The 26675-nt window shown below is 74.9% G+C and carries 24 protein-coding genes; 12 read left to right on the top strand and 12 right to left on the bottom strand.

All coding sequences use genetic code 11. The features are described from left to right. Window positions 1-115: 115 nt before the first annotated feature. Window positions 116-796, top strand: coding sequence for a hypothetical protein (locus ABT247_RS15720; RefSeq protein ID WP_350743058.1), 681 nt, complete (start codon window positions 116-118; stop codon window positions 794-796). Window position 797: 1 nt separating this feature from the next. Here the strand turns inward: ABT247_RS15720 and ABT247_RS15715 are convergent, their stop codons facing one another. The 3 genes from ABT247_RS15715 to ABT247_RS15705 all read right to left on the bottom strand — a co-directional run bounded on the left by ABT247_RS15715 (window position 798) and on the right by ABT247_RS15705 (window position 2797). After that, on the bottom strand, window positions 798-1313 hold the full coding sequence (locus ABT247_RS15715) for a pyridoxamine 5'-phosphate oxidase family protein (RefSeq protein ID WP_350743056.1): 516 nt from the start codon (window positions 1311-1313) through the stop codon (window positions 798-800). A gap of 150 nt (window positions 1314-1463) precedes the next feature. Beyond that, a complete protein-coding gene (locus tag ABT247_RS15710) occupies window positions 1464-2132 on the bottom strand; it encodes a phosphatase PAP2 family protein (protein WP_350743054.1) in 669 nt (222 codons plus the stop codon). Continuing rightward, the gene (locus ABT247_RS15705; protein ID WP_350743052.1) at window positions 2132-2797 is read right to left on the bottom strand and encodes a DedA family protein; all 666 of its coding nucleotides are present in this window, start codon (window positions 2795-2797) and stop codon (window positions 2132-2134) included. The genes ABT247_RS15710 and ABT247_RS15705 overlap by 1 nt, the downstream gene beginning before the upstream one ends. A 115-nt stretch (window positions 2798-2912) precedes the next feature. Here ABT247_RS15705 and ABT247_RS15700 point away from each other — a divergent pair, with 115 nt between their 5' ends. The 3 genes from ABT247_RS15700 to ABT247_RS15690 all read left to right on the top strand — a co-directional run bounded on the left by ABT247_RS15700 (window position 2913) and on the right by ABT247_RS15690 (window position 6116). After that, window positions 2913-3320, top strand: a complete 408-nt coding sequence (locus ABT247_RS15700; RefSeq protein ID WP_350743050.1) for a BlaI/MecI/CopY family transcriptional regulator — start codon at window positions 2913-2915, stop codon at window positions 3318-3320. Further along, complete coding sequence (locus ABT247_RS15695) at window positions 3317-4492, top strand: M56 family metallopeptidase (protein ID WP_350743048.1); 1176 nt, start codon at window positions 3317-3319, stop codon at window positions 4490-4492. The genes ABT247_RS15700 and ABT247_RS15695 overlap by 4 nt, the downstream gene beginning before the upstream one ends. Window positions 4493-4628: 136 nt before the next feature. Then, window positions 4629-6116, top strand: a complete 1488-nt coding sequence (locus ABT247_RS15690) for a GAF domain-containing protein (protein WP_350743046.1) — start codon at window positions 4629-4631, stop codon at window positions 6114-6116. Here the strand turns inward: ABT247_RS15690 and ABT247_RS15685 are convergent. After that, the gene (locus tag ABT247_RS15685) at window positions 6056-6556 is read right to left on the bottom strand and encodes an SsgA family sporulation/cell division regulator (RefSeq protein WP_350743044.1); all 501 of its coding nucleotides are present in this window, start codon (window positions 6554-6556) and stop codon (window positions 6056-6058) included. The genes ABT247_RS15690 and ABT247_RS15685 overlap by 61 nt on opposite strands. 333 nt (window positions 6557-6889) lie before the next feature. On the opposite strand from ABT247_RS15685, the gene ABT247_RS15680 reads away from it, so the two are divergent. The 4 genes from ABT247_RS15680 (at window position 6890) to ABT247_RS15665 (ending at window position 11645) form a co-directional block, all read left to right on the top strand. Next, on the top strand, window positions 6890-8278 hold the full coding sequence (locus tag ABT247_RS15680; protein WP_350743042.1) for a hypothetical protein: 1389 nt from the start codon (window positions 6890-6892) through the stop codon (window positions 8276-8278). 263 nt (window positions 8279-8541) lie between these two features. Next, window positions 8542-9909 carry a TerD family protein gene (locus ABT247_RS15675; RefSeq protein ID WP_350743060.1) on the top strand — a complete coding sequence of 456 codons (1368 nt, stop codon included), beginning with the start codon at window positions 8542-8544 and terminating at the stop codon, window positions 9907-9909. 124 nt (window positions 9910-10033) lie between these two features. Continuing rightward, window positions 10034-11014, top strand: a complete 981-nt coding sequence (locus ABT247_RS15670; RefSeq protein WP_350743040.1) for an SGNH/GDSL hydrolase family protein — start codon at window positions 10034-10036, stop codon at window positions 11012-11014. Window positions 11015-11156: 142 nt separating this feature from the next. Beyond that, window positions 11157-11645 carry a GNAT family N-acetyltransferase gene (locus ABT247_RS15665; RefSeq protein WP_350743038.1) on the top strand — a complete coding sequence of 163 codons (489 nt, stop codon included), beginning with the start codon at window positions 11157-11159 and terminating at the stop codon, window positions 11643-11645. A gap of 7 nt (window positions 11646-11652) precedes the next feature. Here the strand turns inward: ABT247_RS15665 and ABT247_RS15660 are convergent, their stop codons facing one another. Next, window positions 11653-12345, bottom strand: a complete 693-nt coding sequence (locus ABT247_RS15660; RefSeq protein WP_350743036.1) for an RraA family protein — start codon at window positions 12343-12345, stop codon at window positions 11653-11655. Window positions 12346-12509: 164 nt separating this feature from the next. Here ABT247_RS15660 and ABT247_RS15655 point away from each other — a divergent pair, with 164 nt between their 5' ends. Beyond that, a complete protein-coding gene (locus ABT247_RS15655) occupies window positions 12510-12857 on the top strand; it encodes a Uma2 family endonuclease (RefSeq protein ID WP_350743034.1) in 348 nt (115 codons plus the stop codon). Between the two features lie 66 nt (window positions 12858-12923). Here the strand turns inward: ABT247_RS15655 and ABT247_RS15650 are convergent, their stop codons facing one another. From ABT247_RS15650 to ABT247_RS15635, 4 genes are all read right to left on the bottom strand, one after another. After that, window positions 12924-13853: a proline dehydrogenase family protein gene (locus ABT247_RS15650; RefSeq protein ID WP_350743032.1), complete on the bottom strand. Its 930-nt coding sequence runs from the start codon at window positions 13851-13853 to the stop codon at window positions 12924-12926. A 209-nt stretch (window positions 13854-14062) separates the two neighbouring features. Next, window positions 14063-15691: an L-glutamate gamma-semialdehyde dehydrogenase gene (gene pruA, locus ABT247_RS15645; protein WP_350743030.1), complete on the bottom strand. Its 1629-nt coding sequence runs from the start codon at window positions 15689-15691 to the stop codon at window positions 14063-14065. Between the two features lie 217 nt (window positions 15692-15908). Beyond that, window positions 15909-17171 carry an FAD-dependent oxidoreductase gene (locus tag ABT247_RS15640; protein WP_350743028.1) on the bottom strand — a complete coding sequence of 421 codons (1263 nt, stop codon included), beginning with the start codon at window positions 17169-17171 and terminating at the stop codon, window positions 15909-15911. Then, the gene (locus ABT247_RS15635) at window positions 17168-17764 is read right to left on the bottom strand and encodes a PadR family transcriptional regulator (protein WP_350743026.1); all 597 of its coding nucleotides are present in this window, start codon (window positions 17762-17764) and stop codon (window positions 17168-17170) included. Before ABT247_RS15635 ends, ABT247_RS15640 begins: the two co-directional genes overlap by 4 nt. Window positions 17765-17909: 145 nt before the next feature. Here ABT247_RS15635 and ABT247_RS15630 point away from each other — a divergent pair, with 145 nt between their 5' ends. Then, window positions 17910-19511 carry a PucR family transcriptional regulator gene (locus ABT247_RS15630; RefSeq protein WP_350743024.1) on the top strand — a complete coding sequence of 534 codons (1602 nt, stop codon included), beginning with the start codon at window positions 17910-17912 and terminating at the stop codon, window positions 19509-19511. A gap of 109 nt (window positions 19512-19620) precedes the next feature. On the opposite strand, the gene ABT247_RS15625 is transcribed toward ABT247_RS15630, so the two are convergent. Together ABT247_RS15625 and ABT247_RS15620 are read right to left on the bottom strand one after the other, a co-directional pair. After that, a complete protein-coding gene (locus tag ABT247_RS15625; RefSeq protein ID WP_350743022.1) occupies window positions 19621-21120 on the bottom strand; it encodes an alkaline phosphatase PhoX in 1500 nt (499 codons plus the stop codon). 187 nt (window positions 21121-21307) lie between these two features. Then, window positions 21308-22477, bottom strand: a complete 1170-nt coding sequence (locus ABT247_RS15620; protein ID WP_350743020.1) for a hypothetical protein — start codon at window positions 22475-22477, stop codon at window positions 21308-21310. Window positions 22478-22711: 234 nt separating this feature from the next. Here ABT247_RS15620 and ABT247_RS15615 point away from each other — a divergent pair, with 234 nt between their 5' ends. Beyond that, window positions 22712-23185, top strand: coding sequence for a VOC family protein (locus tag ABT247_RS15615; protein WP_350743018.1), 474 nt, complete (start codon window positions 22712-22714; stop codon window positions 23183-23185). Between the two features lie 88 nt (window positions 23186-23273). On the opposite strand, the gene ABT247_RS15610 is transcribed toward ABT247_RS15615, so the two are convergent. After that, a complete protein-coding gene (locus ABT247_RS15610) occupies window positions 23274-24956 on the bottom strand; it encodes a hypothetical protein (protein WP_350743016.1) in 1683 nt (560 codons plus the stop codon). A gap of 327 nt (window positions 24957-25283) precedes the next feature. On the opposite strand from ABT247_RS15610, the gene ABT247_RS15605 reads away from it, so the two are divergent. Then, window positions 25284-26675 (top strand): MFS transporter (locus ABT247_RS15605; protein ID WP_350743014.1); only part of this gene is annotated, 1392 nt, incomplete at its 3' end.

Genomic DNA, 26675 nt, shown 5'->3' with positions numbered 1-26675 from the left:
GTGGGGGGCGCGGGGGGGGGGGGGGTCTACACACCACCCCGGCTGGGGTGCGCTGTGGGGGCCGCTTGGGTGGGTGGGGGGGTGGGCGGGGGGGGTGGGGAGCCGGCGGGGGGCGGTGGCGTTGGCGGCCGCGTTGGTGGCGGCGGTGCCGGTGGGGACGTTCGGGCTGGTGCTGGTGAGTACGTATGTGAGCCCGGGTCTGGCCTGGGTGCTGGGGGTGGCGGTCGGGGTCGCGTGGGTGGCGGGGCTGGTGCGGCTGCGCGGGGCGGCCGGTTGTTGGGTGGCGGCGTTCGGGGCGATCCTGTGGCTGATGGCGCTGGGGGCCGTCACGTCCGCCCGGGACGCGATGGTGCTGGACGCGTCGGGGGTGACCGCCACCGCCTGGGTGTCGGCGGCGCACGACCACCCGCAGGGCAGGCATCCGGATTCGGCGTACGACCTGGTGGACGGGCGCGGCGTGCCGGTTCCGGGCGGCACGGTGTACGCGGGGCTGCGCTCGCACGCGGTCGGGGAGCGGCTGACCGTCCGCTACGACCCCCGGGGCGTGGTGGCGGCGAGGCTTCCGGAAGACGTCGACGTCTTCGCGGAGGCGGCCCTGGCCTTGGGCCTGAACGCGGCCATGATGGCCGCCACCGCGGGCCTCGGTGTGTCGGTGGTCCGCAACGGCCGCCCGCGCCGGGTGCCGTTCCGGCGCGGCGGCGGAGGCGGCAGAGGCGGAGACGGCGGAGGCGGCGGAGGCGGCAGAGGCGGCGGGCCGGCGGCGCCCCTGCGGGGCCGGGTGCGCCCCCGGCGCTGACCTATCCCCGCACCACCCGGGCCCGCAGGTAGTTGCGCCGTCCGAAGTTGGGCTCGTCCACCGCGGTCAGCTCCTCGACCTGGAACCGGTAGAGCGCCGCCGCGCCGCCGCCGGTGAGGTACTGCCGCCGGACGTCCTCGTCCTGGGCGAAGGAGGGGTACCGCCCCTGGTACGCCGCGAGCGCCGCCTCCGCCTGCCGTCCCCGGGCCTCGCCGGCGCTTCCGGTGAGTTGCAGGCCGCGCAGTTGCTCGCCGAAGGCCGGCGGCGGCAGGAAGACGGTGGCGGCGGCCCGGGCCTCCTCGGCGAGGTGCCGGCTGTGCCGGGTGGAGCGCTCGCTGACGAAGTAGAGGACGAGGTCGTCGTCGTGGGCGAAGAAGGCCAGGTTGGCGTGCGGACCGTTCTCGTGGCCGGCGGTGGCGAGGGTGAGCACCATGGCTTCGGCGAGCAGTCCCTCGACGCCCTTGTGCAGCAGTTCGCCGGGCCAGTCCCCCTGCGTGATGTCGAGTCGGTACGGCATTCGGCATTCCCTCCCCTGGCACGCCCGGTGCCTTCGCGCCCCGGGCACGACTGAGCCGGGCGGGCGCCCCGGGAAGGGGCACCGCGCCCGGCTCACATGCTCCACCCGCGGTCCGAAACCGGACAAGGGGCGGGGCCGAGGACGGGGGTGTCAGTGCTGCCGCGTGCCGTACGGCTGGTACCCGTGGGTCACGACCGGCACCGCGCCGGTGCCGAGCAGCGGGCGCAGCGCGCTCGCGCGCATCCGGTCGACCAGCGGCCCGCAGCGTCCGGCCAGCGGCGCGAGGACGAGTGCGACCAGGGTGCCGACCACCGCGCCGACCACCACGTCGTGCGGGTAGTGCACGCCGACCCAGACGCGGGAGGCGGCCATCAGCGCCGCGAAGACCGTGGCGACGGCGCCGAGCCGGCGGCTGACGGACCAGAGGGCGATCGCGGCGGCGAAGGCGATCACCGAGTGGTTGCTCGGGAAGGACCAGTCGCCGGTGGCCGGGCAGGTCTCCAGCGAGACGCTGCCGCGGATCTGGGCGCAGGGCCGGAGCTCGTCGACGACGCTCTTGAGCACGGAGTTGACGCCGTAGGCGACGACCACGATCACCGGCGAGGCCAGCACCTTGGCCATTGTCGCCGAGTCGGCGCCGCGCGCCCGCAACCAGGCGTAGACCATGAAGACGGCGAACAGTCCGAGGCCGATCGCCGACCAGACCTTGATCACGTCGTTCAGCCAGTGCGGGGCCGACTGCGCCCACCCGTTGACCCGGGTGTAGAGGCTGCCGTCGATGCCGCTGCCGTCGTAGACGGCCAGGGCCCGTGGGGACATCACACGTCACCTCCGTGACGGCGCGCCTGCCGGGCGCGGAACAGTTCGAGAACAATGGGGAGCACGGAGACAACTACTACCAGACCGATGATCGGCAGCAGATATCGGTCGATGCCGGGTACGGAGGACCCGAGCCCGTACCCGGCCAGCACGACCCCGACGGTCCACACCGCACCGCCGGCCACCTGCCAGACGGTGAACGAGCGGACGGGCACTTCGAGCACGCCGCAGAGCGGATTCAGCACCGTTCGGACCACCGGGATGAACCGGGCCAGGACGATCGCCTTGCCGTGCCCGTACCGGGCCAGCAGCTGCTCGGCCCGTTCGACGCCGTCCAGCAGGCTCTTCCGGCGGGTGCGGCGCAGCAGGGCCCGGCCGCCGCGCCGGCCGACCAGGTAGCCGACCTGGGCGCCGACCAGCGCCCCGGCCAGGGCGGCCGGCAGTACCTGCCACAGGTGCAGCTGCGGGCCCTTGACGGCGCCGGGCACGCAGAGCAGGCCGGCGGTGAACAGCAGCGAGTCGCCGGGCAGGAAGAAACCGACCAGCAGGCCGGTCTCGGCGAACAGCACCACGGCGATGCCGAGCGCGCCGAAGGCGGCGAGGAGCGAGGACGCGTCCAACGGGTTCACCGCCAGGTGAGCCGCGTCGACGGGGAACTGGAGCAAGGCCGGCGAACCTCCCGTACGTTGGAGGGCGGTTCGCAGCCGGACCCGCCCCGACCGTCTACAGTAACGTAGACGGTCTACATGACTGTAGACGATCGCTGGAGGAAGCGCCGCCATGTCCGACCTACCGTCCGCCCGCCGGCCCGCCGGGGAGCTGGAGGCCGAGGTGCTGGCCGCCCTCTGGTCGGCCCGGCAGCCGATGACGCCGCAGGACGTCCAGACGGCGCTCGGCGGGGACCTCGCCCGCACCACCATCGCGACGATCCTGGCCCGGCTGCACGACAAGGGGACGGTCGAGCGCACCCGCGCCGGCCGCGCCTACGCCTACACCCCGACCGTCCAGGACACCGCGGGCCTCGCCGCCCGCCGGATGCACACCGAGCTCGGCCGCGAGGCCGACCGCTCCACCGTGCTCGCCCGCTTCGTGTCCGACCTCTCCGCCGAGGACGAGCGACTGCTGCGCGAACTGCTCGGCGACGGCGCCGGCGGGTCCGTGGACGGCCAGGAGGCCGGCACGCCGTGATCCTCGCCGTCTGGGCCCCGCTGCTGCTGCCCTTCCTGACCGTTCCGCTGGCCCGCCGCCTCGCCGACGCGCTGGCGCCCCGGACGGCCTCCTGGCTGCTGGCCGGCACCGCCGCCGTCCTGGCCGGGGGCACCCTGTGCTCGCTCGGCCTGCTCGCCGCCGCCGGGCTGCTCCACCTGCCGCCGGTCGCCGCCCTCGGCCACCTCTCGCTGCCCTGGCTCACCGCCGTCGCGCCGGACGCCCCGCTGGTGGCCGCCGCGGCCGGCCTGGCGCTCGGCGCGCTCGCCGCGCTGGCAGTACGCACCGCCCGGCGCCGCCGGCTGGACCTCCGGACCGCCCGGGCCGCCCTGCCCGCCGGCCCGACCCCCTCCGACTCCGCCTCTGCCGCCGCCCACGCCGACGCCCACGCCGCCGCCGACACCGACGCCGACGCCCACGCCCACGCCCACGCCGACGCCCAGCATCCGGACACGCGCCCCCGGCGCGCCCCCGTGCGCCGGGGACGCGCCGCGCGCTGGCCGCTGCCCGGCCGCCGCAACCCGCTCACCGCCCTGCTGCACGGGCCCGGCGACCACCCGCTCACCGTGCTGGACGACGAGAGCGCCGACGCCTTCGCCCTGCCCGGCCGTCTGCGCCGCCCGGGCCGACCGGCCGAACCCGGCCGGATCGTGGTCACCTCCGGCATGCTGCGCGCCCTCGACGGACCGGAGCGCGCCGCCCTGCTCGCCCACGAGCGCGCCCACCTGGCCGCCCGCCACCACGTCTTCCTCGCCCTCGCCGAGCACGCCGCCGCCGTCCACCCGGCGCTCCGCCCGCTGCGCGCGCCCCTCGGGTACCACCTGGAGCGCTGGGCCGACGAGGTGGCAGCGGCCCGGGTCGGCGACCGCACCGTGACCGCCCGCGCGGTCGGCCGGGCCGCCCTCGCCGCGAACCGGTCCCCCTGGCCGACCCGGCCCCGGCTGGTCGCCGCCGCCCACGCCGGGCCCGTCCCGCGCCGGGTCGCCGCGCTGCTGCGACCCGGACCGGCCACCGCCCACGGCACCCGGTCGCGGGCCGTCGCCCTGGCCCTGGCCGCCTGCCTGGCGCTGACCACCGGCGCCGCCCTGGAGGCCACCGCCGACCTGCACCACACCGTCGAGGCCGCCCAGCACGAACCCGGCGTGCGACGCTGAACCGCCCCGGGCGGTTTTCGTACCGACCGGTATGCCGAGTTGGCATACCCCATGCCCACCGGCCCATCGCACCCGTACGCTTTCGTCAGCGCGTCGGCCCCGGCGCGTCCTCGAACGGCGGCGAGGAGCAACGCGAGTGCGGCAGACCGGACGGCAGTCCCGACGACCAGAGCGCCGCACCCCGCCGACCGCGGCGGAACTGGCCAGGGTCCACGAACGCGCCCTCGCCGACGCCGCCGCCCGCGAGCTCCCCTTCCGCGAGGTGGGCGGGCCCGGCCCGATCGGCCCCCGCCCCGAGATCGGCGACTCCTGGGCCCGGCTGCAACGCCTCGGCCTCGACCCCGACGCCGGCGCGGCCACCGTGCTGCTCGGGCCGGCCGAGCTGGAGCAGCGCCGCCGCGCCAGCGGGCTGGGCACCGTCATGCCGCTGCTGCGCGAGACCCTGCTCGGATCGGCCGAGCCGGCCCCGCTGATCCTCGCCGTCGCCGACGCCGAGGGCCACGTGCTGTGGCAGGACGGCGAGCGCGGGCTGCGCCGCAGCGCCGACCGGATCGGCTTCGTCACCGGCGCCCGCTGGACCGAGGAGAGCGTCGGCACCAACGGCATCGCCGTCGCGCTGCGCACCCAGCGCCCGATGCACGTCCACTCGGCCGAGCACTACCTGCGCAGCCACCACACCTGGACCTGCGTGGCCGCGCCCGTGCACGACCCGGCCACCGGACGGCTGGTCGGCGCGATCAACCTCAGCGGCCCGGCCCACAACGTCCGCCCGTTCCTGCTCCAACTCACCGCGACGGCCGCCCGGCTCGCCGAGACCGAGCTGCGCGCCCACCGGCTGGAGGCGCTGAACCAGCTGCGCAGCCTGGCCGCCCCGCTGCTCGCCCGGGTCGGCGGCCCGGCCCTGGTGGTGGACGCGGCCGGCTGGACCGCCGCCGCGGCCGGGCTGCCGCCGCCCAGCCGGGTGCGGGTGCCCAGCGAGGGCTGGGCACCGGCGGCCGTGCAGTGGGTGCCCGGGCTCGGCGAGTGCGTGCTGGAGCCGCTCGCGGGCGGTTGGCTGGTGCGTCCCGTCCGCCCGCCCGAGGAGGACGGCTCCGGCACCGTCGGCGCCGAACAGGCCGAGGGCGCCCGGCTCCGGCTCGACCTGCGCCGCCCGGACCGCGCCGAACTGTCCGTACGGGGCGCGGCCGACAGCTGGTCGCACCCGGTGAGCCCGCGCCACGCCGAACTGCTGCTCCTGCTGGCCACCTCGCGCGAGGGCAGCACGGCCGCCCAGCTCGCCGAGGCGCTGTTCGGCGACGCGCGGCGGACGGTGACGGTCCGGGCCGAACTGTCCCGGCTGCGCCGCTACCTGGGCGGGCTGCTGGCCCACCGGCCGTACCGGTTCGCCGACTCGGTGCTGGTCACCGTGGACGGTCCGGAGGACCCGTACGACCTGTTGCCCTCCTCCACCGCCCCGGCGGTGCGCCGACTGCGCGCCGAGCTCGCGGCGGGCACCGTCCGGCTGCCGGGAGCCCCGGCGCCGCTGCCCTCCCAGCGCTCCGCGGGGCGCGGTGCGGTCGGCGCTCAGCCGCCCGCGAGCAGTGCGGCCAGCTGGTCGTCGGTGGGGCCGCACTCCCGCTCCTGATCGGCGGAGACCAGTGCGTAGGTGCGGTCCAGCCAGTCCTGGACGCGGGGCTTGGAGGCCTCCAACAGGGCGCTGCCGTGCGGGGATTCGAGCGCGAGGTGCAACGTCGATCCGTGGCACGGGCAGTAGGCCGGCCACAGCTTGACGTCGCCCTGGCCGCTGAGCGAGCGCAGGCCGTCGCGCAGCAGGTCGCGGGAGAACACCCAGTCCGCCTCGTCCGGCCGCCCCTGGTGGAAGGTCAGCAGCACCTCGTACGGGCGCGAGGCGTCGAAGCGGAACCGGGTGTGCACCTCGCCGACCACTTCCTCACCCAGGGAGATCCGCAGCACCAGCACCTCCTCCACCGCCGCCGGAGCGGCGGTGGAGCCGCCCCCATCGCCGCCCGTGGGGGTGGCGGCGAGGGGGGCACTGGAGGCTGCGGACAGCGGGTCGGGCGGCATGACGGACTCTCCGGGAACGGCGCGGGATGCCATCAGCCTGCGCCACCGGCGACCGGACGGGCAAGGGTTGCAAGGGGGTTGCAATAACCCCCGTCCGCACCGCTCACCCCTTACCCGACCTTGTCAGACGGACCGTCAACTTCCGCCTGTCGAACGGGTGTCCACGAAGTGGATGGATCCTGTCCGCAGTGCGGCCGCCCGCTGGTACGCTCTCCCCCTCCCGACGCGGGGCGGCGGCGGAACCGGTGCGAACCGGTCGGATCCGGGCCCGGCGCCACGTGCGTGGGAGAATACGGCCGACGCGACGGCGACTTCGGGGAGGGAGGGGTCCGGTTGGCTGCGCGCGAGGACACCGCGCGGGATGTGCGGCACGAGCCCGAACGGCACGGACGGCACGGACGGCCGCGCCCGTTCGGCGGCCGGTTCCGGTTGCCCACCCTGCGCTTCTCCGGCGCCGCGATGGCGATGTCCACCGTCGTGGGCATCAGCATCGCCACCACCCTCCTGCTCAACGAACAGCAGGGCATCGGCCGGCGGGCCGGCGTGGCCCGGGTCGGCACCACCCCGCCGCCCACCCCCGGCACCACCGACCAGGCCGAGGCGGCCGCCGAACGGACACCGGCCAGCCCCGCGCCCTCCGACCGCGCGCCCGGCACCAGGCCCACCGGGCGCCCCTCGGCGCACCCGTCCGCTCCCGCGAACGCCGCCGCCACCGGGACCTCCGCCAAGCCTCCGGCGGGCGCCTCCGCCAGGGTCGAGCCCTCGACCGGCGGGCAGGCCTCCGCCGACGGGCAAGCCTCGGCCGGGCGCGAGCCCCGGTCCTCCGCCGACGTCCCCGCCGCGAACACCGGAGCGGGCGCGGACACTCCGGCCGGCCCCTCGCCCTCGGCGCAGCCGCCGACGGCCCCGTACGGCCCGGCGGGCGGCGCGCCGGCGGACGGCGGCCAGGCGGGCGGCGCCCAGACCGGCGGTGCGCCGGCGGGCGGCGCCCAGGTGGGCACCGCGCAGGCGCCGCACCTGCCCGGGCTGCGGCCGGTCACCCCCGGCCCGTCCGCCCAGCCCGCTCCCGGCAGCCCGCTGCCGCCGCCGTCCGCCCTGGTCCCGGGCGACCTCGGAGGCGTGGGGGCCGCCCTCGGAGGCGTGGGGGCCGCCCTCGGGGGCGCCCACGACGGCACCTCCCCGGGCCCCGGCGCCACCCCGACGGGCGACACCCCCGCTTCCACCGGCGACACCCCCACCGGCGACACCCCCGCCCCCGCCGACCCCACCGACACGGAGGCGGACCAGGCATTGACCGGCACCGGCCGGGTCACCCCGCTCGGGCGCGACGGCCTCCGGCACGCGCTGGAGCTCTCGGTGACCGAACGGGTCACCGCCCTGCAGGCGGAACTCCGGCTCGCTCCGGGCGAGTTGGCCCCCGGCAGCGGCACCGCCTGGACCGACCTGCCGGGCGCCGTGGTGACCGTCCAGCAGGAGCGCGGCACCCTGGTCTACCGCTTCACCACCCCACCCGGGACGGACGTCCAGCCCGGCCGCTACGGCTTCGCCGTCCACGGCGCGCGCCCGGCCGGCCCGGTCGGCCAGGTGCGCACGTCGGCCCCGCCGCAGGGCTGGAACGCCGCCGCCTTCGGCATCGACCACCCCCGGGCGGTCGCCGCGCTCGGCGGCTTCGGCCCACTGCTGCCGCAGCCAGCCCAGCCGCCGGCCCACGCGCCCCGCTGACCGGCCGGCGGCCCACGCACCCCGCTGACCGGCCGCCGGCCGCCGTCCACAGCTCACCGCCCGACGGGCCGATCGGGCCACAGCGCGGGCCAGCTGACCCGCCGTCGGCACATCGGACCTCCGGCGACCGGACAGCTCGGCTCCCGTCGGGCGCATCCCCGCACCCTCGTTCGTTACTGTGTGCAGCACCCGGACCGGAGGCCCCACCGGCCCCCGGCCCCGGCCGTCGTTCCGCACCCGAGGAGGAGTCCGTGTCCACCGTCCTGACCCAAGGCGGCAACGCACCGCTGACCGCCGCGCGGGTGACCGTCGAGGTCACCGCGCCCAAGGCGCTGGACGTCTCCGGCCTGCTGCTGACCGATGCCGGCAAGGTCCGCTCGGACGCCGACTTCGTCTTCTTCAACGCCCCGAACGGCCCCGGCGTCACCCTCCGCCCGGCGGCCGCCGGAGCGCCGGACGCGATCACCGTCGACACCCCGGCCGTCCCCGCCGACATCAGCAAGATCGTGGTCACCGCGAGCCCGGCCGACCAGACCTCCACCTTCGCCGGGATCGAGCCCACCGCGACCGTCCGGGACGCCGACACGGGCGCCGTACTGGTCACCTTCACCCCGCCCCGGCTGGGCCGGGAGACCGCCCTGATCGTGGTGGAGGTCTACCGGCGCGGCGGGGCCTGGAAGGTGCGCGCCGTCGGCCAGGGGTACGCCGACGGCCTGGCGGGCATCGCCACCGACTTCGGCGTCAGCGTGGACGACTCACCCGCCCCCGCGCCCCACACCCCGGCGCCGGCTCCGGCCCCCACCCCGGCCCCCACCTCGGCCCCGCCGAGCGCGCCGAACCAGGCTCCCGTCCCGCCGAGCGCGCCGTACCCGCCGAGCGCCCCGACCGTTCAGTTCAACCCCCCGGCCGAGCCGCCGCTGCCGCCCGTCCCGGCCGCCCCGCCCGCGGCCCCGGTCGCGCCGGTCGACCCGCGGATCGCCCTGGTCGGCGCCCCGCCCGTGCCGCCGGCCCCGCCCGCGGCACCCGCCGCCCCGCCGGCCCCGGCCGACCGCCCCAAGATCACCCTGGACAAGGGCCGGGTCAACCTGGTCAAGGGCAGCTCCGTCTCCCTGGTGAAGAACGGCCGCCCCTTCCTCTCCTCCGTCCGGATGGCCCTCGGCTGGAAGTCCGCCGCCCGCGGTCGCGACATCGACCTGGACGCCTCGTGCCTGGCCTTCGACGCCCAGCGCAAGCGGCTGGAGACGGCCTGGTTCATGAAGCTGAACATCTTCGACGGCGCGGTCGCCCACTCCGGCGACAACCTGGTCGGCGGCGAGGGCGGCGACGACGAGGCGATCACCGTCCACCTGGAGGGGCTCCCGGCCGAGGTCCACGCGCTGGTCTTCGTGGTCAACTCCTTCTCCGGCCAGAAGTTCACCGAGGTGCGGGACGCCTACTGCCGCCTGGTGGACGCCCGGAGCGACGAGGAACTGGTCCGCTTCGACCTCACCCACTCCGAGCCCCGGACCGGCGTGGTGATGTGCAAGCTGGTCCGCCGCGCCTCCGGCGAGTGGGAGATGACGGCGCTCGGCGAGTACGTCGACGGCAAGACCGCCCGGGCGATGATCGAGCCCTCCGCCGCGCTGATCTGACCGGCAACGCCCCGGCACCGACCCTGGATTCACCCCTCCGAGGCATCAAGTCGTCCACGAATCGACTCGATTGTTTCTCAGGGGGGTGAACCTCACTCTCCCCCGCACCCGCTGAGGAGAGACCGTGCCACGCTTCCTGTCCCGCCTCGCCGTCGCCGGCACCGCCCTCGCACTCGCGGCCGGCCCGACCACCCCCACCGCCTCCCTGGCCGCCGCCTCCCAAGCCGTCGGCGGCCCGGCATCCCGCTCCGGCACCCTCACATGGGCCGCCCTCGGCGACTCCTACACCGCGGGGGTGATCGAGGCCACCGGTGAGCTGACCGCGCCCGCGGACGGCTGCGGCCGCACCACCGGGTCCTACCCCGAGGTGCTCCGGCGCGACCTCGGCTCCCGGGTCAGCCTGCGCAACGTCAGTTGCAGCGGCGCCACCGTCCTGGACGTGTCCGCGAACAAGCAGAGCCCGTCCGGCCGCCCGCTCCCGCCGCTCGGCACCGACCCCGACGCCCCCTACCCGGCCGTCCCGCCCCAGGCCGACGCGGTCGGCCCGGACACCGACGTGATCACCGTCGGGGTCGGCGGCAACGACCTCGGCTTCGCCGGGATCCTGAAGGACTGCATCATGCTGGGCGCCACCAGCCTCAACCGGGGCACGCCCTGCAAGGACGAGTACGACCCCCGGCTGCCGGGCCTGCTCGCGGAGCTGCGCACCCACTACTCGGCCATGCTCGGCACGCTGCGGACGAAGGCGCCGGCCGCCCGCATCGTCTCCGTCGGCTACCCCCACCTCGTCCCCGAGAACGCCGCCCTCTGCACCTACGGCGACCTCCTGCAGTTCTCCACCGTCACCACCGGCGACCTCGCCTGGGCCCGCGCCGCCGTCCTGGAACCGCTCAACGCCCTCATCGCCCAGGAGACCACCGCCCGGGGCGGCACCTTCGTGGACCTCTACGCCGACTCCGCCGGACACAGCGTCTGCGACGCGGACCACTGGCTGGACGGCGTGTTGACCAGCATCATCCCGCTCAGGTACGCCCTGGTGCACCCCAACGCCCGGGGCCAGGCCTTCGCCGCCGCCCGGGTCAGGACCGCCGTCCTCGGCGGCTGAGCGGCGGCGGGCCTGCGGCTGAGCGGCGGCGGCCCTGCGACGGAACGGCAGCGGGCCGGGCGCCCCGAAGCCGCCGCACGGGGCCCGGCCGAGGGCGGAAAACCGGTGGCCCGGCCACCCCTTCCGCGATCATCCTGGACGGATGCTCCTTCGCGAAGCCACTCCCGAGGACTGGCCGGCCATCTGGCCGTTCTTCCGGTCCGTCGTCGCCGCCGGCGAGACCTTCCCGTACCCCCTCGACATGGACTCGGAGACGGGCCGGCAGTGGTGGATGCACTCCGCCCCCGACCGCACGGTCGTCGCGGTGGACGCCGAGGGGCGGGTCGTCGGCACCGCCACCATGAACCGCAACCGCCCCGGCAACGGCTCGCACGTGGCCAGCGCCAGCTACCTGGTCGATCCGGCTCACCACGGCCGGGGCATCGGGCGGGCCCTGGTCGAGGACAGCCTCGACTGGGCCCGCCGGGCCGGCTTCCGCGCCATGCAGTTCAACGCGGTCGTGGCCACCAACCACCACGCCGTGAACCTCTACCGCTCCCTCGGCTTCGAGATCGTCGGGACCGTCCCGGAGGCCTTCCATCACCCGGTCGAGGGCTACGTCGGCCTGCACGTCATGTACCGGCCGCTGTAGGGGCGGCTCACTCCTCGATCGCCCCGCCGACCCGCCGCAGGTGCTGCCGGAAGCTGTACGCCGGGTCGGCGGCGCGCCGCTCCAGGTAGTCGTCGAAGGCGGTCTGCCGGCGCAGCGTGTCCCCGGCCGTGATCCGTTCGGCCTGGGCCCGCTCGGTCCGGGCGATGCCCTCGGCCGCCTCCAGCACCTCCCCGACCCGGTCGGCCGGTACGAACACCACGCCGTCCCCGTCCGCGAACACCACGTCCTCGGTGCCCACCAGGTGCGGCCCGACCCGCGCCGACACCAGCGCCTCCGGCTCCCGCCCGTCCAGGCGCATCGGCCCCAGCGGCAGCGCGCCGTAGCTGAACACCGGCAGCCCGATCTCCAGCAACTCCCGGGTGTCCCGGTGCAGCCCCCACACCACGATCCCGGCCACCCCGGCGGCCCGCGCCTCCAGCACGGCGAGGTCCCCGATGCAGGCCTCGTCCGTCCGCCCGCCGTTGTCGATCACCAGCACGTCCCCGTCCCGCGCCGCCCCGTACGCCTCCAGGAACACGTCCACGCTCCCGTAGTGCCGCACCGGCAGCACCCGCCCCGCCACCCGCGCCCCGGGCACCACCGCACCGACCCCCACCGGCGCCGCCCGCAACGCCACCCCGACCCGCACACACGCGTCCGCCACCACCGCCGTGGACAGCCCCGCGAACTCCTTGAGCATCCCAACTCCTCCCGTCGAAACCCCAGTTGACCAGCGCCGGAATCCTAGCCGAGCCCTGGACTCACACCACCGAGTGAAACTCCACCGTGCGCTGCACGGTCCGACCCGGCGACGAACAGCGTGCCGCCCGTGTGAAGAGAGGGGCATCGTGAGTGCTGCAGCGCATGGCCAACCGATCGCGGACCCACCGTCGCAGGCCGACATCCACGTTCGTTCCCGAGGAACTCCGTCTCTTCCGGGACGCCCCGTCCTGGATGGAGCCTGACGGCGTGGCCATGGTCGCAGGGGTGACCGCCACCAAGCCGGACCAGGACCGCATCACCAGGCGACACTGCTACGCCCGGGCCGGTATCCCGCTGTACCTCCTGGTCGACCGCGAGAAGTCGCAGCTCGAGCTGTTCGGCAGACCCCACCGGGACGAGTACACCGAGGTGCCCCTGGCGGCCTTCGGCGAGCCACTCGCCATCCCCGCCCCGTTCGCGTGCGACTCGGACACGAAGGACTTCCCGTAGGAAGCACGAAACGGCCCGCACCCCCTCCCACACAGGGGGTGCGAGCCGTTCGGCATGCGGGGCGCGCTAGTTGCGGGTGGCCATGGCGCGCAGGAAGAAGGTGAGGTTGGCCGGGCGCTCGGCGAGGCGGCGCATGAAGTAGCCGTACCACTCCTGGCCGTACGGGAGGTAGACCCGCATGGTGTTGCCCTCGCCGGCGAGGCGCAGCTGCTCCTCCGGGCGGATGCCGTACAGCATCTGGTACTCGAAGGAGTCCCGGGTGCGGTTGTTCCACTCGGCCAGCTGGCCGGCGATCTTGATCATGTTGGGGTCGTGCGAGGCGATCATCGGGTAGCCCTCGCCGGCCATCAGGATCTTGAGCGCGCGGACGTACGCGAGGTCGACCTCCTGCTTGCCCTGGAAGGCGACCGACTCGGGCTCCTTGTAGGCGCCCTTGCACAGTCGCACGCGCGAGCCGGCGCCGGAGAACTCCCGGCAGTCGGCCTCGGTGCGGCGCAGGTAGGCCTGGAGCACGATGCCCAGCCAGGGGAAGTCCGCCCGCAGCTCGCGCGCGATGGCGAGGGTGGAGTCGGTGGTGGTGTGGTCCTCCATGTCGAGGGTCACCGTGGTGCCGGCGTCGGCGGCGGCCTCGCAGATGCGGCGGGCGTTCTCCAGCGCGATCTTCTCGCCGTCCACCGGGAGGAACTGGCCGACGGCCGACAGCTTGACGGACACCTCGGCGCCGGCCGCGAGGCCGGTCTCCTTGAGGGCCTTGAGCAGGTGCTCGTAGGCCTCCGCGGTGCCGGCTGCCTGGGCGGCGTCCCGGGTGTCCTCGCCGAGGTGGTCCAGGGTGACCTTGCGGCCGGTGGCGACCAGGTCGTCGCAGGCGGTGACGGCGTCGTCGAGGGCCTCACCGGCGACGAAGCGCTCGACTATGGCGTGGGTCGGGGGGAACTTCTCGACCACGGTGCGGACCTGCGGGGACCGTGAGGCCGCGAGAAGGACGGAACGGAGCATCGTGACTCCTGGAGCTGGTGTTTCCAAGGGTGGCAGAAAGAGGGCCGGGGCGGCGGTACGGGGGTGGAGCCGCCGCCCCGGCGGGGGCGACGCCCGGCTGCGGGACCGGGCGTCGCGGGTGACCGGCGGCTACGGGGCGAACCGGTTGGCCGGCAGCAGGGCTGGTCGACCCGCGTGCGGGAAGCGGGTCAGCCCATGCGCTGGGCTGGTCAGCCCATGTGCGGGTAGCGGTAGTCCGTCGGAGGCACGAAGGTCTCCTTGATGGAGCGGGTCGACGTCCAGCGCGCCAGGTTCTGCTTGGCACCGGCCTTGTCGTTGGTGCCGGAGGCCCGGCCGCCGCCGAAGGGCTGCTGGCCGACGACGGCACCGGTGGGCTTGTCGTTGATGTAGAAGTTGCCGGCCGCGAAGCGCAGCTTCTCCATCGCGTGCTCGACGGCCGCGCGGTCCTGGGCGATGATCGAGCCGGTCAGGCCGTACGCCGAGACCGACTCCATCTGGGCCAGCATCTCGTCGTACTTCTCGTCCTCGTAGACGTACACGGCCAGGATCGGGCCGAAGTACTCGTCCTTGAAGTACTCGCTCGCCGGGTCCTGGCAGACCAGGACGGTCGGGCGGACGAAGTAGCCGACGGAGTCGTCGTAGGTGCCGCCGGCCAGGACCTCGACCTGCGGGTCCGCCTGGGCGCGGTCGATGGCGGCCTTGTTCTTGGCGAAGGCGCGCTCGTCGATGACCGCGGACATGAAGTTGGACAGGTCGGTGACGTCGCCCATGGTGAGGCCGTCGACCTCGGCGGCGAACTCGTCCTTCAGACCGGCCCACAGCGACGCCGGGACGTAGGCCCGCGACAGCGCCGAGCACTTCTGGCCCTGGAACTCGAAGGCGCCGCGGGTCATCGCGGTCTTCAGGACCTTCGGGTCGGCGGACGGGTGGGCGACCAGGAAGTCCTTGCCGCCGGTCTCGCCGACGATCCGCGGGTAGGTGCGGTACTGCGAGATGTTGTTGCCGACCTCGCGCCACAGGTGCTGGAAGGTGGCGGTGGAGCCGGTGAAGTGGATGCCGGCCAGCGCCGGGTGCTTGAGCGCCACGGCGGAGACGTCCAGGCCGTCGCCGGTGACCATGTTGATGACGCCCTTGGGCAGGCCGGCCTCCTCCAGCAGCTGCATCAGCAGGTGCGCGGAGAACTGCTGGGTCGGGGACGGCTTCCACAGCACGACGTTGCCCATCAGCGCGGGCGCGGTCGGCAGGTTGCCGGCGATCGCGGTGAAGTTGAACGGCGTGATCGCGTAGACGAAGCCCTCCAGCGGGCGGTGGTCGCTGCGGTTCCACACGCCGTCCGAGGAGATCGGCTGCTCGGCCATGATCTGGCGGGCGAAGTGCACGTTGAAGCGCAGGAAGTCGACCAGCTCGCAGGGGGTGTCGATCTCGGCCTGCTGGGCGGTCTTGGACTGGCCGAGCATGGTGGCGGCGGCCAGGGTCTCGCGCCAGGGGCCGGCCAGCAGGTCGGCGGCCTTGAGGAAGATCGCGGCGCGGGAGTCGAAGGAGAGCGCCTGCCAGGCCGGGGCGGCGGCCAGGGCAGCGTCGATGGCGTCCTGCGCGTCGGCCTGGGTGGCGTTGCGCAGGGTCCCGAGTCGAGCCGCGTGGTTGTGCGGCTGGACGACGTGGATCTCGGTGCCGCCGCCCATCCGGCGCTCACCGTTGATCGTCATGGTCAGCTGGACCGGCTCCTGGCCGCCCAGCTCCTTCAGCTTGGCCTCCAGACGGGCCCGTTCCGGGCTGCCGGGGGCGTAGCTGTGGACCGGCTCGTTCACCGGCGCGGGGACCTGGGTCACAGCGTCCATAGAGCGCACGCTCTCCTTCGTTCAGTGCGGGGGGATTGCCGGCGCGGGTCGCACACCGGCCACAGCACGAACGCTATTCCTGCCCGCCCGGCCACATGATTGGCCGGGCGGCTAAATTCCCCCGTACGGCGTTGTCCGCGCCGACGAAACCGGTCACGTCGCGGTCACGACCACCTCGCCCGGGAACCCCTGACGAAGGATCGACCGCGCACCCGGCTCAGGCGGCCCGCCCGTGCCGCCCCGCCCCGGTCCCCGGCACCCGCACCGGCGCCACCCGCTGCTCCCAGTCGATCCGGTAGCCATGCACCGGCCGGAGCATCTTCTCCGGGCTCATGAAGATCCGCATGGCGATCGGCGCGAGCAGCCGGAAGACCATCCGCCCGACCGCCCCGGAGGCCTTCTGGCTGTTGGTGCGCGCCGCGTCGGCGGCGATCTTCTCGACCCGCGGCCGGCGCAGCGCCTCGTACGCGGCGAAGGCGGCGGTGTGGTCGGGCAGGTCGCGCAGGCAGCGGGCGAGTTCGACGGCGCTCTCGACGGCCAGCGAGACGCCCTGGCCGGAGCTGTTGGAGGGGGCGTGCACCGAGTCGCCGACCAGGACCATCCGGCCGCGGTACCAGTGCGGCACGGAGGGCATGATCTCCAGCTTCGGGAAGATCTCGACGGTCGCCGGGTCGGCCGCCCGGAGCACGTCGCGGGCGGGCAGGTCCTCGGCGTGCAGCTCCCGGCAGCGCCGCAGCCACTCCGCCGCTCCGACGGCACGGGCCGCCTCCGGGGAGAGCTGCTGGGGCTGCGGGATGTTGCTGAACCAGGCGGTCCCGCTGCCGTCGGCCAGGCCCCAGTAGCCGAAGAAGGCGCGGGAGCCGTTCGCGAAGTGCACGGACTCGCCCCGGCCGGCCCGGCCGGGCAGCCGGTGGGAGCTGTAGCCGCCGACGCCGAGCAGTCCGGTGTACTGGGCGGCGGGTGCGGCCGGGTCGATCAGGGTGCGGACGGTGGAGCCGGTGCCGTCGGCGCCGATCAGCAGGTCGCCCGTGGCGCTGCTGCCGTCGGCGAACCGGGCGGTGATGCCGTCGGGGCCCTCCTCGACGCCGACCAACCGCTTGCCGTGGTGGATGGCGATGCCGGTCTCGGCGAGCCGCCGTTGCAGCACCTCGTACAGTTCGGCGCGGCGCATCAGCCGGCCGCGCGGGAGGTCGGCGAGGCCGGCGAACTCGGCCAGCACGCCGCCCTTGCCGTCCTCGATGACCATCGGGCCGACGGGCTGTCCGATCCGACCGACCTCCGCCTCCAGGCCGAGGAGGGCGAGCGCCCCGAGCCCGTTGGGGGCGATCATGAACGTGCCGCCGATGCCCTCGGCGGAGGTCCGGTAGGCCTCGAAGACCTCGGCCTCGATGCCGGCCTTGCGCAGGGCGAGCGCCGTCACCGGGCCGGCGATGCCGCCACCGATGACCAGCGCCTTCTTGGACGTACGCGGTGCAGTCACTGCAGACTCCCGAACTCTTCGTACCAGGAGCGGACGAAGTCCGGCTCCCGGAGCTGTGGGACGAGGCGCTCGACGAAGGCGATCTCGGCCTCCAGTCCGCCGACCCGGTACTCCTCCTCGATCAGGAAGATCCAGCCGACGCCCTCCTCTGTGGCCTTGCGCAGCGTCGCCCTGGTGGCCGCCACCTGGGCGGTCAGCGCGGCCCGCCGCTGCTCCAGGAGCTCCACGGCCTCGGCCGGCGGGAGCACCATGAGCAGCGACAGCGAGACCCCGAACGCGGGGTACTCGTGCTGCGGTTCGGCGACCAGTTCGCGCATCCAGTCGTAGAGCTCCGCCTTTCCTTCCGCCGTGATGGCGTAGACGGTGCGCTCGGGCCGCTGGGTGTCGCGGAGGGTCTCCTGCTCGGCGACGAACCCGGCCTTCCGCAGCTGCTCCACGACCATGTACAGCGAGCTGCGGTTGTACTTGATGTCGCGGTCCTTGCCGTGCTCCTTGAGTCGGCGCCCCATCTCGTACGGGTGCAGCGGCTCGGCCAGGAGTTCGGCCAGGACTGCCAGGGCCAGCGGGTTCGACACCTTGCGTCGCTTCGCCACGAGACGTCCTCATCTCTTGGTCAGTATCGACTATCCATCCCTGAATAGTCAGAGTCAACTATTTTCGAGCAACGGACCACAGCTCTGTCCGCCCGGCTAAAATCAACCACACGGCGTTGTCCGAGCGGATGAAGGAGGGCCCGGAGTGACCACCCCCGGTCTCCCGCTCCGCGGACTGCTGATGTCGCTGGGCGAACCGCTCGTCGAACTCCAGGCCGCACCACAGGGCTTGGACGTACCCGTCCGCGACGTCGCGATCCTGGACCCGGAGGACCCGCCCACCGCCGCCCCCGGTGAACTCGTCCTCGCGATCGGCGCCCGGGGCCGCGCCGCCCTCCCCGCCCTGCGCGCCGCCGGCCGGGCCGGTGCGGCGGCCGTCGCCGTCAAGCTGGACGGCCCCGGCCAGGCCGACGCCCTGCGCGAGGCCGCCACCGACGCGGGCGTCGCCCTGCTGTCGGTGCGCCGGGAGACGCGCTGGGAGCACCTGGACTCGCTGGCCCGCGCGATCATCGCCGGCCCGGACGCCCCGGACGCGCCCGGCGCCCCCGAGCCCAACGCCGGCGACCTCTTCTCCCTCGCCCAGACCGTCGCCGTGCTCACCAACGGCATCGTCTCGATCGAGGACACCTCCAGCCGGGTGCTCGCCTACTCCCGCTCCTCCGACTCCGACGAGGTCGACGACCTGCGGCGGCTGTCCATCCTCGGCTGGCAGGGCCCGGAGCCGTACCTGTCCAAGCTGCGCGAGTGGGGCATCTTCCAGCACCTGCGCACCTCGGACGCCCCGATCGCGGTCGAGCCGCACCCCGAGCTCGGGCTGCGCCGCCGGCTCGCGATCGGCATCCGGGCCGGCTCCCAGCCGCTGGGCACCATCTGGGTGCAGGAGGGCGCCCAGCCGCTGGCTCCGCACGCGGAACAGGCCCTGGTCGGCGCCGCCCGGGTGGCCGCGGCCCAACTGGTGCGCCGCCGCCGCGAGTTGTCGGCCGACGTCCGGCTCACCCAGACCCTGCTGACCGGCCTGCTGGAGGGCTCCACCGGCCCCCAGTCGCTGGCCACCCACCTGGGCCTGGACCTGCGCCGCCCGGCCACCGTGCTGGCGTACGGCGCGCACACCACCGAGGCACTGCACCGCTCCGACGTCACCGGCCTGATCTCGGTGCACACCGCGGCCCGGCACCGCACCGCCCTGCTCGCCCCGATCGAGTCCCGGGTCTACGTGCTGCTGCCCGAGCTCCCGCCCGGCCTGGCGATGGCCACCGTGCGGGACTGGGCGGCCGAGGTGGTCGCGGCCGCCCGGGAGCACCTCGGCGTCCCGCTGCGCGCCGCGATCGGCGCGACCGTCGACGGCCTGTCCCAGGTGCCCGACTCGCGCGCCCAGGCGGACCGCATCCTGGACGCGATGGGCCGCGGCGGGGTGGACCTCGACGTCGCGGCCCTGATCGACGTCCAGGCCGAGGTGCTGGTCAGCGAGATGCTGGCACTGCTCCAGGACCGCACCGGCCTGCGCGACCCGCGGCTGACCGCGCTCACCGCGTACGACCGCCGGCACGGCACCCGGCTCGCCGAGTCCGTGCTCGCCTGGCTGGACGCGCTCGGCGAGGTGCGGGTCGCCGCCGACGCCCTGCACATCCATCCCAACACCCTGCGCTACCGGGTGCGCCGCGCCGAGCAGCTCACCGGCATCGACCTCGCCCAGCCGCAGCAGCGGCTGCTGGCGATGCTGCAACTGAGGCTGCCCGCGGACGAGTAGTCCACGGGCAGCCTGACGGACGGACGGACGGACCGGGCCTGACGGACGGACGGACGGACCGGGCCTGACGGACGGTCCGGGGCTCAACGGTCCGGGGACGCCGGTCGCCTCACGCGCCGTAGCCCTGGCCGCGCCTGTGCTCGTTCAGCCGGCGCCACGGTCCGGTGATCGCCAGCTGGATGCCCGGCGTCTGGATGTTGGCGAACAGCGTCCGGCCGTCGTCCGAGAAGGTCACCCCGGTGAACTCGCTGAACTCCGGCTTCTCGGCGGTGCCGATGTTCAGCTCGTTGCGGGCGATCGGGTAGACCAGCCCGTCCTCGGTGGCGCCGAACAGGTGCGAGACGCCCTCGCCGTCCTCGGCGATCACGATGCCGCCGTACGGCGAGACGGTGATGTTGTCCGGGCCGTCGAAGTTGTCGTGGTCCCCCCACACGTCGGAGTTGACGCCCAGCAGCACCTTCAGGGTGATGGTGCGGCGGGCCGGGTGGTAGAACCAGACCTGGCCGTCGTGCTGCCGGGGGCTCTCCGAACGGGCGTAGCTGGAGACGAAGTAGAAGCCGCCGTCACCCCACCACATGCCCTCCAGCTTGCGGGCCCGGGTCACCTCGCCGTCCTTGAACTGCTTGCGCACCGAGACGGTCCGGGCGTCGCGGTCCTGGACCTTGACCCAGTCCACGCCGTACACGGTGCCGACCTCGGTGGCCCGGGAGAGGTCGTCGACGAGCTTGCCGTGCGAGTCGAAGACCTTGAAGGCCTCCAGCGTCCCGGCGTCCGGGGCGAGCCGCCGCAGCTGGTGGCGGCCGTGCCGGAAGCCGGCCGGCGGGGTCCAGCGGAACAGCAGGCCGTTGGGGTTGGAGGCGTCCTCGGTCAGGTACACGTGGCCGCGCTTCGGGTCCACCACCACGGCCTCGTGGGCGTAGCGGCCGAAGGCCTTCACCGGCTGCGGGTCGCGGTTGTAGTCGTCGTCGAAGGGGTCGACCTCGAAGACGTAGCCGTGGTCCTTGGTGAAGCCGTTCTTGCCCGCCCTGTCCTCGGTCTCCTCGCCGGACAGCCAGGTGCCCCACGGGGTCACGCCGCCCGCGCAGTTGGTGGCGGTGCCGGCGATGCCGACCCACTGCTCGACCGAGCCGTCCCGCTTGGCGTGCACGATGGTGCAGCCGCCGGCCGCGCCCGGGTCGTAGACGTGCCCCTCGGTCAGCGGCACCGGGTACGGCCAGTTGGCCCGGGCGCCGGACAGCTCGTGGTTGACCACCATCAGGTTGCCGCCGTGCTCGTCCTCGAAGGCGGAGGTGCCGTCGTGGTTGCTCGGGGTGAACTCGCCGGTGCGCAGCCGGGTCTGACCGGCGCGGTTGAGCACCCGGTACGAGAAGCCCTTCGGCAGCGACAGCAACCCGGCCGGGTCCGGCACCAGCGCGCCGTAGCCGATCGCGGCGCCGCCCGCCGCGTTGGTCCCGGCTGCACCGGCGGCACCGGCGGCCGGCAGCTCGCCGCCGACCGGGGCGGCGATCGCGCCGGGGGCACTGGCCAACACCTCGGCACTGCCGGCGATCAGCACGCCGGCCCCGACGAGGGTGGAACGGTTGACGAAGTCCCGGCGGGACAGCGACATGGCAGCAACTCCTGAGGGGTGGACGGGCGTCGAGGCGGGTCGTCGACGCCCAGCAGACTCCGCCGCAGGGGTGAACCCGGCGTGACGCCCACGTCGCGCACAGGCGGCCATTTGCCAACCGATGACCTACGCATGACCAGTGCTTTACTCCGACCCGGTCGGCCCCGACCCGGCCGGGCCCCGTCCGTCAGCCCCGAGCCGCCCGCCACTGCTCCCAGGCCGACAGCCACAGCTGCTCGGCCAGCCGGTGCTCCTCCCAGACCCCGGCCCCGCCGCCGCCCGGCCGCTCCCGCCACAGCTGCTCCCAGGCCCGCTGCGCCGGCAGGCTCGCCACGGCGCTGGCGAACACCGTGTACCGCACGACCTCCTCCACGGCCGCCTCCCCGGCCGGCGTGCCGATCAGCCAGTGCGTCTGCTGGGAGAGCCGGTTGAGGTGGTTGACCATCGAGGTCACCGCCGCCGCCGCCTCCTCCCGCGTCTCGGTGGCGAGCCGCATCTGCTGGCGCACCGCCGCCTCCCAGCGCACCGCGCAGGCCTCCCCGCGCAGCCCGCGCGGCAGCCTCGGCGTCCGCCCGGCCCGCACCTGCGCCTCGATCGCGGCGGTCTCCGCGATGCTCTGCGCGATCAGCTCCCGGTGCGCCTCCAGCCCGATCACCGCGGGCAGTTCGCGCTCCTCGACCGGCACGGACCGGGCCCGCCGGGCGGCGAGGTCGCGCAGCAGGTCGGTGCGCCCGACCAGGTAGCGCTCGAAGTCGGCGATCACGCCGAGTTCCACACCGCCCGGGTCCACCCCGCGCCCGCACACCGTGACGGTCAGCCCGCCGACCCGCAGCCGCCCGGCCCACACCGGCCGGGCCGGTTCCGTTCCCACCGGCGCCACCGGCCGGTCCTCGTGCACCTCCACCGCGCAGGGCTCGCCGTCCACGGTGATCCACTCGCGCAACGCCCGTACCCGGCCCGGGCCGTCGCCCTCGTCGACGCCCAACTGCTCGTAGACCCGGTCGCGCTCGTCCTCGACCACGTCCTCCAGCTCGGGCAGCGGCTCACCCTGCTCGGCCCCGGGGCGGTAGGTGCGCACGGTCACGTACGGGCCGGCGACGGAGCTCCAGTCGCCGCACTGCACCTCGACCCACCGTAGGTCGCCGCCGCAGGTCTCGAAGGCGGCCAGCGCCTCGCCGCAGCGGGCCGGCCCGGCGGTCACGCCGTAGACGGGGAAGTCGAGCGCGGCCAGGGTCCGGCGGGAGAACTCCTCCTGGTCGGCGAAACGATCCTGCCCGCCCAGCCGGGTCCGGCCGGACCCGCCACCGTTGCACTCCTGGGGCCTTCCGCCGCTCTCCCGCACCATCCTCTGCCGCACCCCCGAGTCCTCGCGCCCGCACCGCTGACGCCACCTTACGTGCCGGGAGCTGCCGGGTCATCAGCTCGGCCACCATGCCGGGGCGGTGGCCGACCCGGCAGGCGAGCGGGTGGCCGACCCGGCAGGCGAGCGGGAGGCCGGCCCGGCAGGCGAGCGGGCGGCCGGGCGCCGGTGGCCGGGCGGGCGGCCGTGTCAGACGCCCGGGTTGTCAGCCGCCCTCCCTACGCTGGCCGCATGACCGAACAGAGCACACCAGAACAGAGCAGCCCGGGACAGCCCGGCTTCCCCGCCCGGATCAGCATCGTCACCCTCGGGGTGTCCGACCTCGACCGCAGCGCCCGCTTCTACGAGAGCCTCGGCTGGAAGCGCAGTGCCGCCTCCAGCCCGGAGATCGTCTGGTTCCGCACCGCCGACTCCGTGCTGGGCCTCTTCCCCACCGAGGAGCTGGCCGCCGACGCGGGCGTGCCCGCCACCGGTGAGCCCTCCTTCCGCGGCGTCACCCTCGCGGTGAACCTGGAGTCCCCCGCGCTGGTGGACGCCGCGCTGCGGACGGCGGTCGAAGCCGGCGCCGTCGTGGTCAAGCCGCCGGTCCCGACCAGCTGGGGCGGCTACTCCGGCTACTTCGAGGACCCGGACGGGCACCTGTGGGAGCTGGCCCACAACCCGTTCTTCCCCTTCACCGAGGACGGCTCGCTGGACCTCCCGTAGCAGCCCCCGGGCCTTCCCCGGGCTTCCCGACCACGGACCCTCCGGCCCTCCCGGGCCGGGCCGCCCGCCTCCGGCCCGCCCCGGTCCGCTACCCCCGGGACCGCGCCTTGAAGGCCGCCTTGCGCGCCTCCTTGGCCAGCGCCCGGTCCGGGTGCAGCTCGCCGATCGCCTCCAGGACGTCCGCCGTGTACGGGTGGTCGACCCGCCACAACTCGCCGAACCACTCCACCGGATCGCCGTTCACCGGCAGGTCGGTGATCAGTTCGCGCAGCAGCTCGGCGTCGCCGCCGTTGTCCAGCAGCTGGGCGGCGAAGGTGTCGACCACCGTCCACAGCGCCATCGCCCGCGAGGGCGCCGGCACGTCCGAGGCGCCCTGCGTGGACAGCCAGGCCCGCGCCGAACCGCCCAGCTCCGGGTCGTCCAGCACCTCCCGGACGGCGGGCTCGGCGCTCGGCCCCAGCAGGTTGAGCGCCGAGACGCACAGCATCCGGCGCAGCGGCCCGTACCCGTCGTCGCCGCGCGCCGCCGCCAGCAGCTCCCGGGCCGCCCCGACCGGCTCCCGGCCGGCCACCCAGACCCTCAGCTCCTCCTCCGGCAGCACGTTGGCCGACTCGCACACCCCGCGCAGCAGCTCCGCCGCGTCGCCCTGGGCCAGCTCACCGACCAGCGGCGCGTCGTAGCCGTCCTCCAGCAGCCACTGCCGGATCCCGTACTGGCCGAGCGGGGTGAGCCGGACCAGCCCGAAGCGGGCCGACTCCTCCTCGTCCAGCGGCTCCTCACCGACGACGGCGGGCTCCTCGCCCTCCTCCTCGTCGAACAGCTCCGGGTCGATCGGGCGGTACTCCAGCAGGCCCAGCTCGGCGAGGTCGCCGAGCATCGGGTCCAGCGCCACCATCACGTCGGTGATGTCGCCGAGCAGTTCCTCGCTCGGTTCCTCGCCCTCGGGCACCACGAGCAGCGCGGCCAGCACACCCAGCGGCACCGTCTCGTTTCCGGGCTCGGCGAAGGCCGTGGTCTCGTACAGCACCTGCAACGCCTCGTCGAGCAGTTCGGCGGCGGCGTCGCGGGCCTCCTCGACCTCGTTCAGGCCGTCCTCGTCCTCGTCCTCCTCCGGGACCGCCTCCGACGGGGCCCTCCCGCTCGCCGCCCGCCCCGGCTCCTCGGCCTCCCGGGGCTCTCCGGGCCCCTCGGATCCCTCGGATCCCTCGGGCAGCGAGTCCGCCTCCACGGCCAGCTCCCGGACGATCCCGGCGGCGGTCAGCCACAGCTCCAGGACGGTGTCCGGGTCCCCCTGCTCGGCGGGCTCCAGGTCAGGCCCGGGGACGGCGACGTGCTCCCCGGCCGCGGTCGTCCCCAGCTCCACCAGGTCCAGGTCGCAGGCCAGCGACCAGGCCCGCAGCGCCTCGACCTCGGCCTCCTCCGGCACCTCGCCCTCGGCCGGGGCCAGCCCCAGCAGCCGCGCCGCGGGGGCGCGGTCCTCCTCGACCAGGTCGCCGAACTCGTCCACCGTGCGGTGCGGGGCGGCCCAGCGCGCCAGCGCCAGCGCGTAGCCGAACATCGGGACGGCCTTCGCCTGCGCGGCCAGCTCCTCCTCGGCGGGCAGCTTGACCGGCGGCACCAGGACGGCCGCGTCGTCGAGGTCCTCGTCGTCCAGACCGTGCGCGGCGAACGCCCCGTAGAGGTCCTGGAGCTCCATGTCGGCGGGCAGCACGGCCTCGGCCGTACCCTCTGCCGCCGAAGCCCCGGCGTTCTTCCGACGTCGTCCGGCCATCGTCGTGTGCTCTCCCTCAGCCAGCGGTCAGCTCGAACAGCTCCGCGTACCGATCTACCTCCTCAGCGTATAGGCCGGGCACCCCCGGTGCCCGGCCTCCGGGGGCGTGCACGGGGGCGCGCGGCGTTTCCGTGCGCCTACGCCTTATCCTTCGCTTTGGCACCGTGCACAACCCCGCGCGGGCCGTGGGGCAACGAAGCCCCCGTTCCTCAGCTCACCCGCTCCACCAGGGAGCCCGCACCGCGGCCACCACCACAGCGCCTCCGGACGGGCGCGCCGGCACACCCCGCCGACCCCGGGTGGTGCCCTGCCACAGGAGACCCCTCAATGGCGGACCTCTCCCCCGCCGGCTCCGGCCTGCGCACCGCGCAGCTCGACGGACGCCGACTGTCGGAGGCCCTGCTTCCCCTGGAGCTCGCGCCGCGTGCCCAGCTCCAGCTCGCCGCGATCAGCCGCTGGAACGCGATGCGCGGAGTCCGCGTCGGCCTGGTCTCGGCCGCCCTGCTGCTGATGCTGATCGGCGCCAACCTGGCGACGCCGATCTACCCGATGATCCAGCAGCGCCTCGGCCTGACCGCGCTCGACACCACGATCCTCTTCACGGTCTACGTGTTCGCGCTCGTCCCGGTGCTGGCCGTGGTCGGCCACTGGTCCGACCACCTCGGCCGGCGCGCCCTGATCCTGCCCGCCGTGGCCCTGGCCGCCGCCGGCGACGTCGTGTTCGCCACCGCCGGCAGCTTCTGGCAGCTCGCCCTCGGCCGAGCCGTCCAGGGCATAGCCGTCGGCCTGTCCACCGGTGCCGCCGGAGCCGCCCTCGGCGACCTGCTGCCGGACCACCCGACGCTCGCCGCCAAGCTCACCCTGGCCTGCTCGGCGGGCGGCGTCGCGCTCGGCCCCGTCGTCGGCGCCCTGCTGGCCGGCGGCTCCGACCCGCTGCTGACGCCCTTCCTCCTGCACGCCATCGCCCTGCTCGCGCTCTGCGTCCCGCTGGCCGTCGTCCACCCCCGGATGCCCGGCCGCAGCCGCCCGCCGGCGTCGCCGCCCCGCATCACCACCCCGGCCCACCTGCGCCCGCAGCGCCTGCGGCTGCCGCGCACCGGCCGCCGCGAGTTCCTGCTCGCCGCCTCCGCCGGCTTCATCTCCTACGCGGTGTTCGGCGTCTACCTCAGCCTGGCCCCGGCGTTCTCCGCCAAGCTGCTGCACACCCCCTCGCACCTGACCGGTGCGATCGTGGCCGCCCTGCTGCTCGGCTCCTCGGCCGCCGCCCAGCTGATCGTCCCGCCCACCGCGGACCGCCTGGTGATAGCCCTCGGCATGACCGGCCTGGCCGCCGGCCTGGGCCTGGTGGTCGCCGCCGGGTACACCGGTACGCCCGCCCTGCTGTTCATCGGCAGCGTCCTCGGCGGCGCCTGCCAGGGCGTGGCCTTCCGCTCCCTCTTCACCAGCGCCGTCGCCGCCATGAACCCGGAACGGCGGGGCTCCGAGCTGAGTGCCCTGTGGGTGATCGTCTACCTCGGCAGCTCCCTCCCCATCGTCATCGTCGGCGCCCTGGTCAAGAGCTACGGCCTCCTCCCCGCCATCAGCGGCTTCGCCACCGTCGCCGCCGCCCTCTGCGCCGCCCTGGCCCTCGCCGTCGCCCGGCAGCCGGCGCTACGGACGAACGGGCGCGCCGAGCAGCGGCAGCACCACCTCGTCGAGGATCTCGGCGATCACCCGGTC

The organism is Kitasatospora sp. NPDC001539 (genome assembly GCF_040298565.1).
Classification (GTDB): Bacteria; Actinomycetota; Actinomycetes; order Streptomycetales; family Streptomycetaceae; genus Kitasatospora.
Note: the sequence above shows the minus strand (reverse complement) of the source record. Positions and strands in the feature narration are given on the sequence as shown.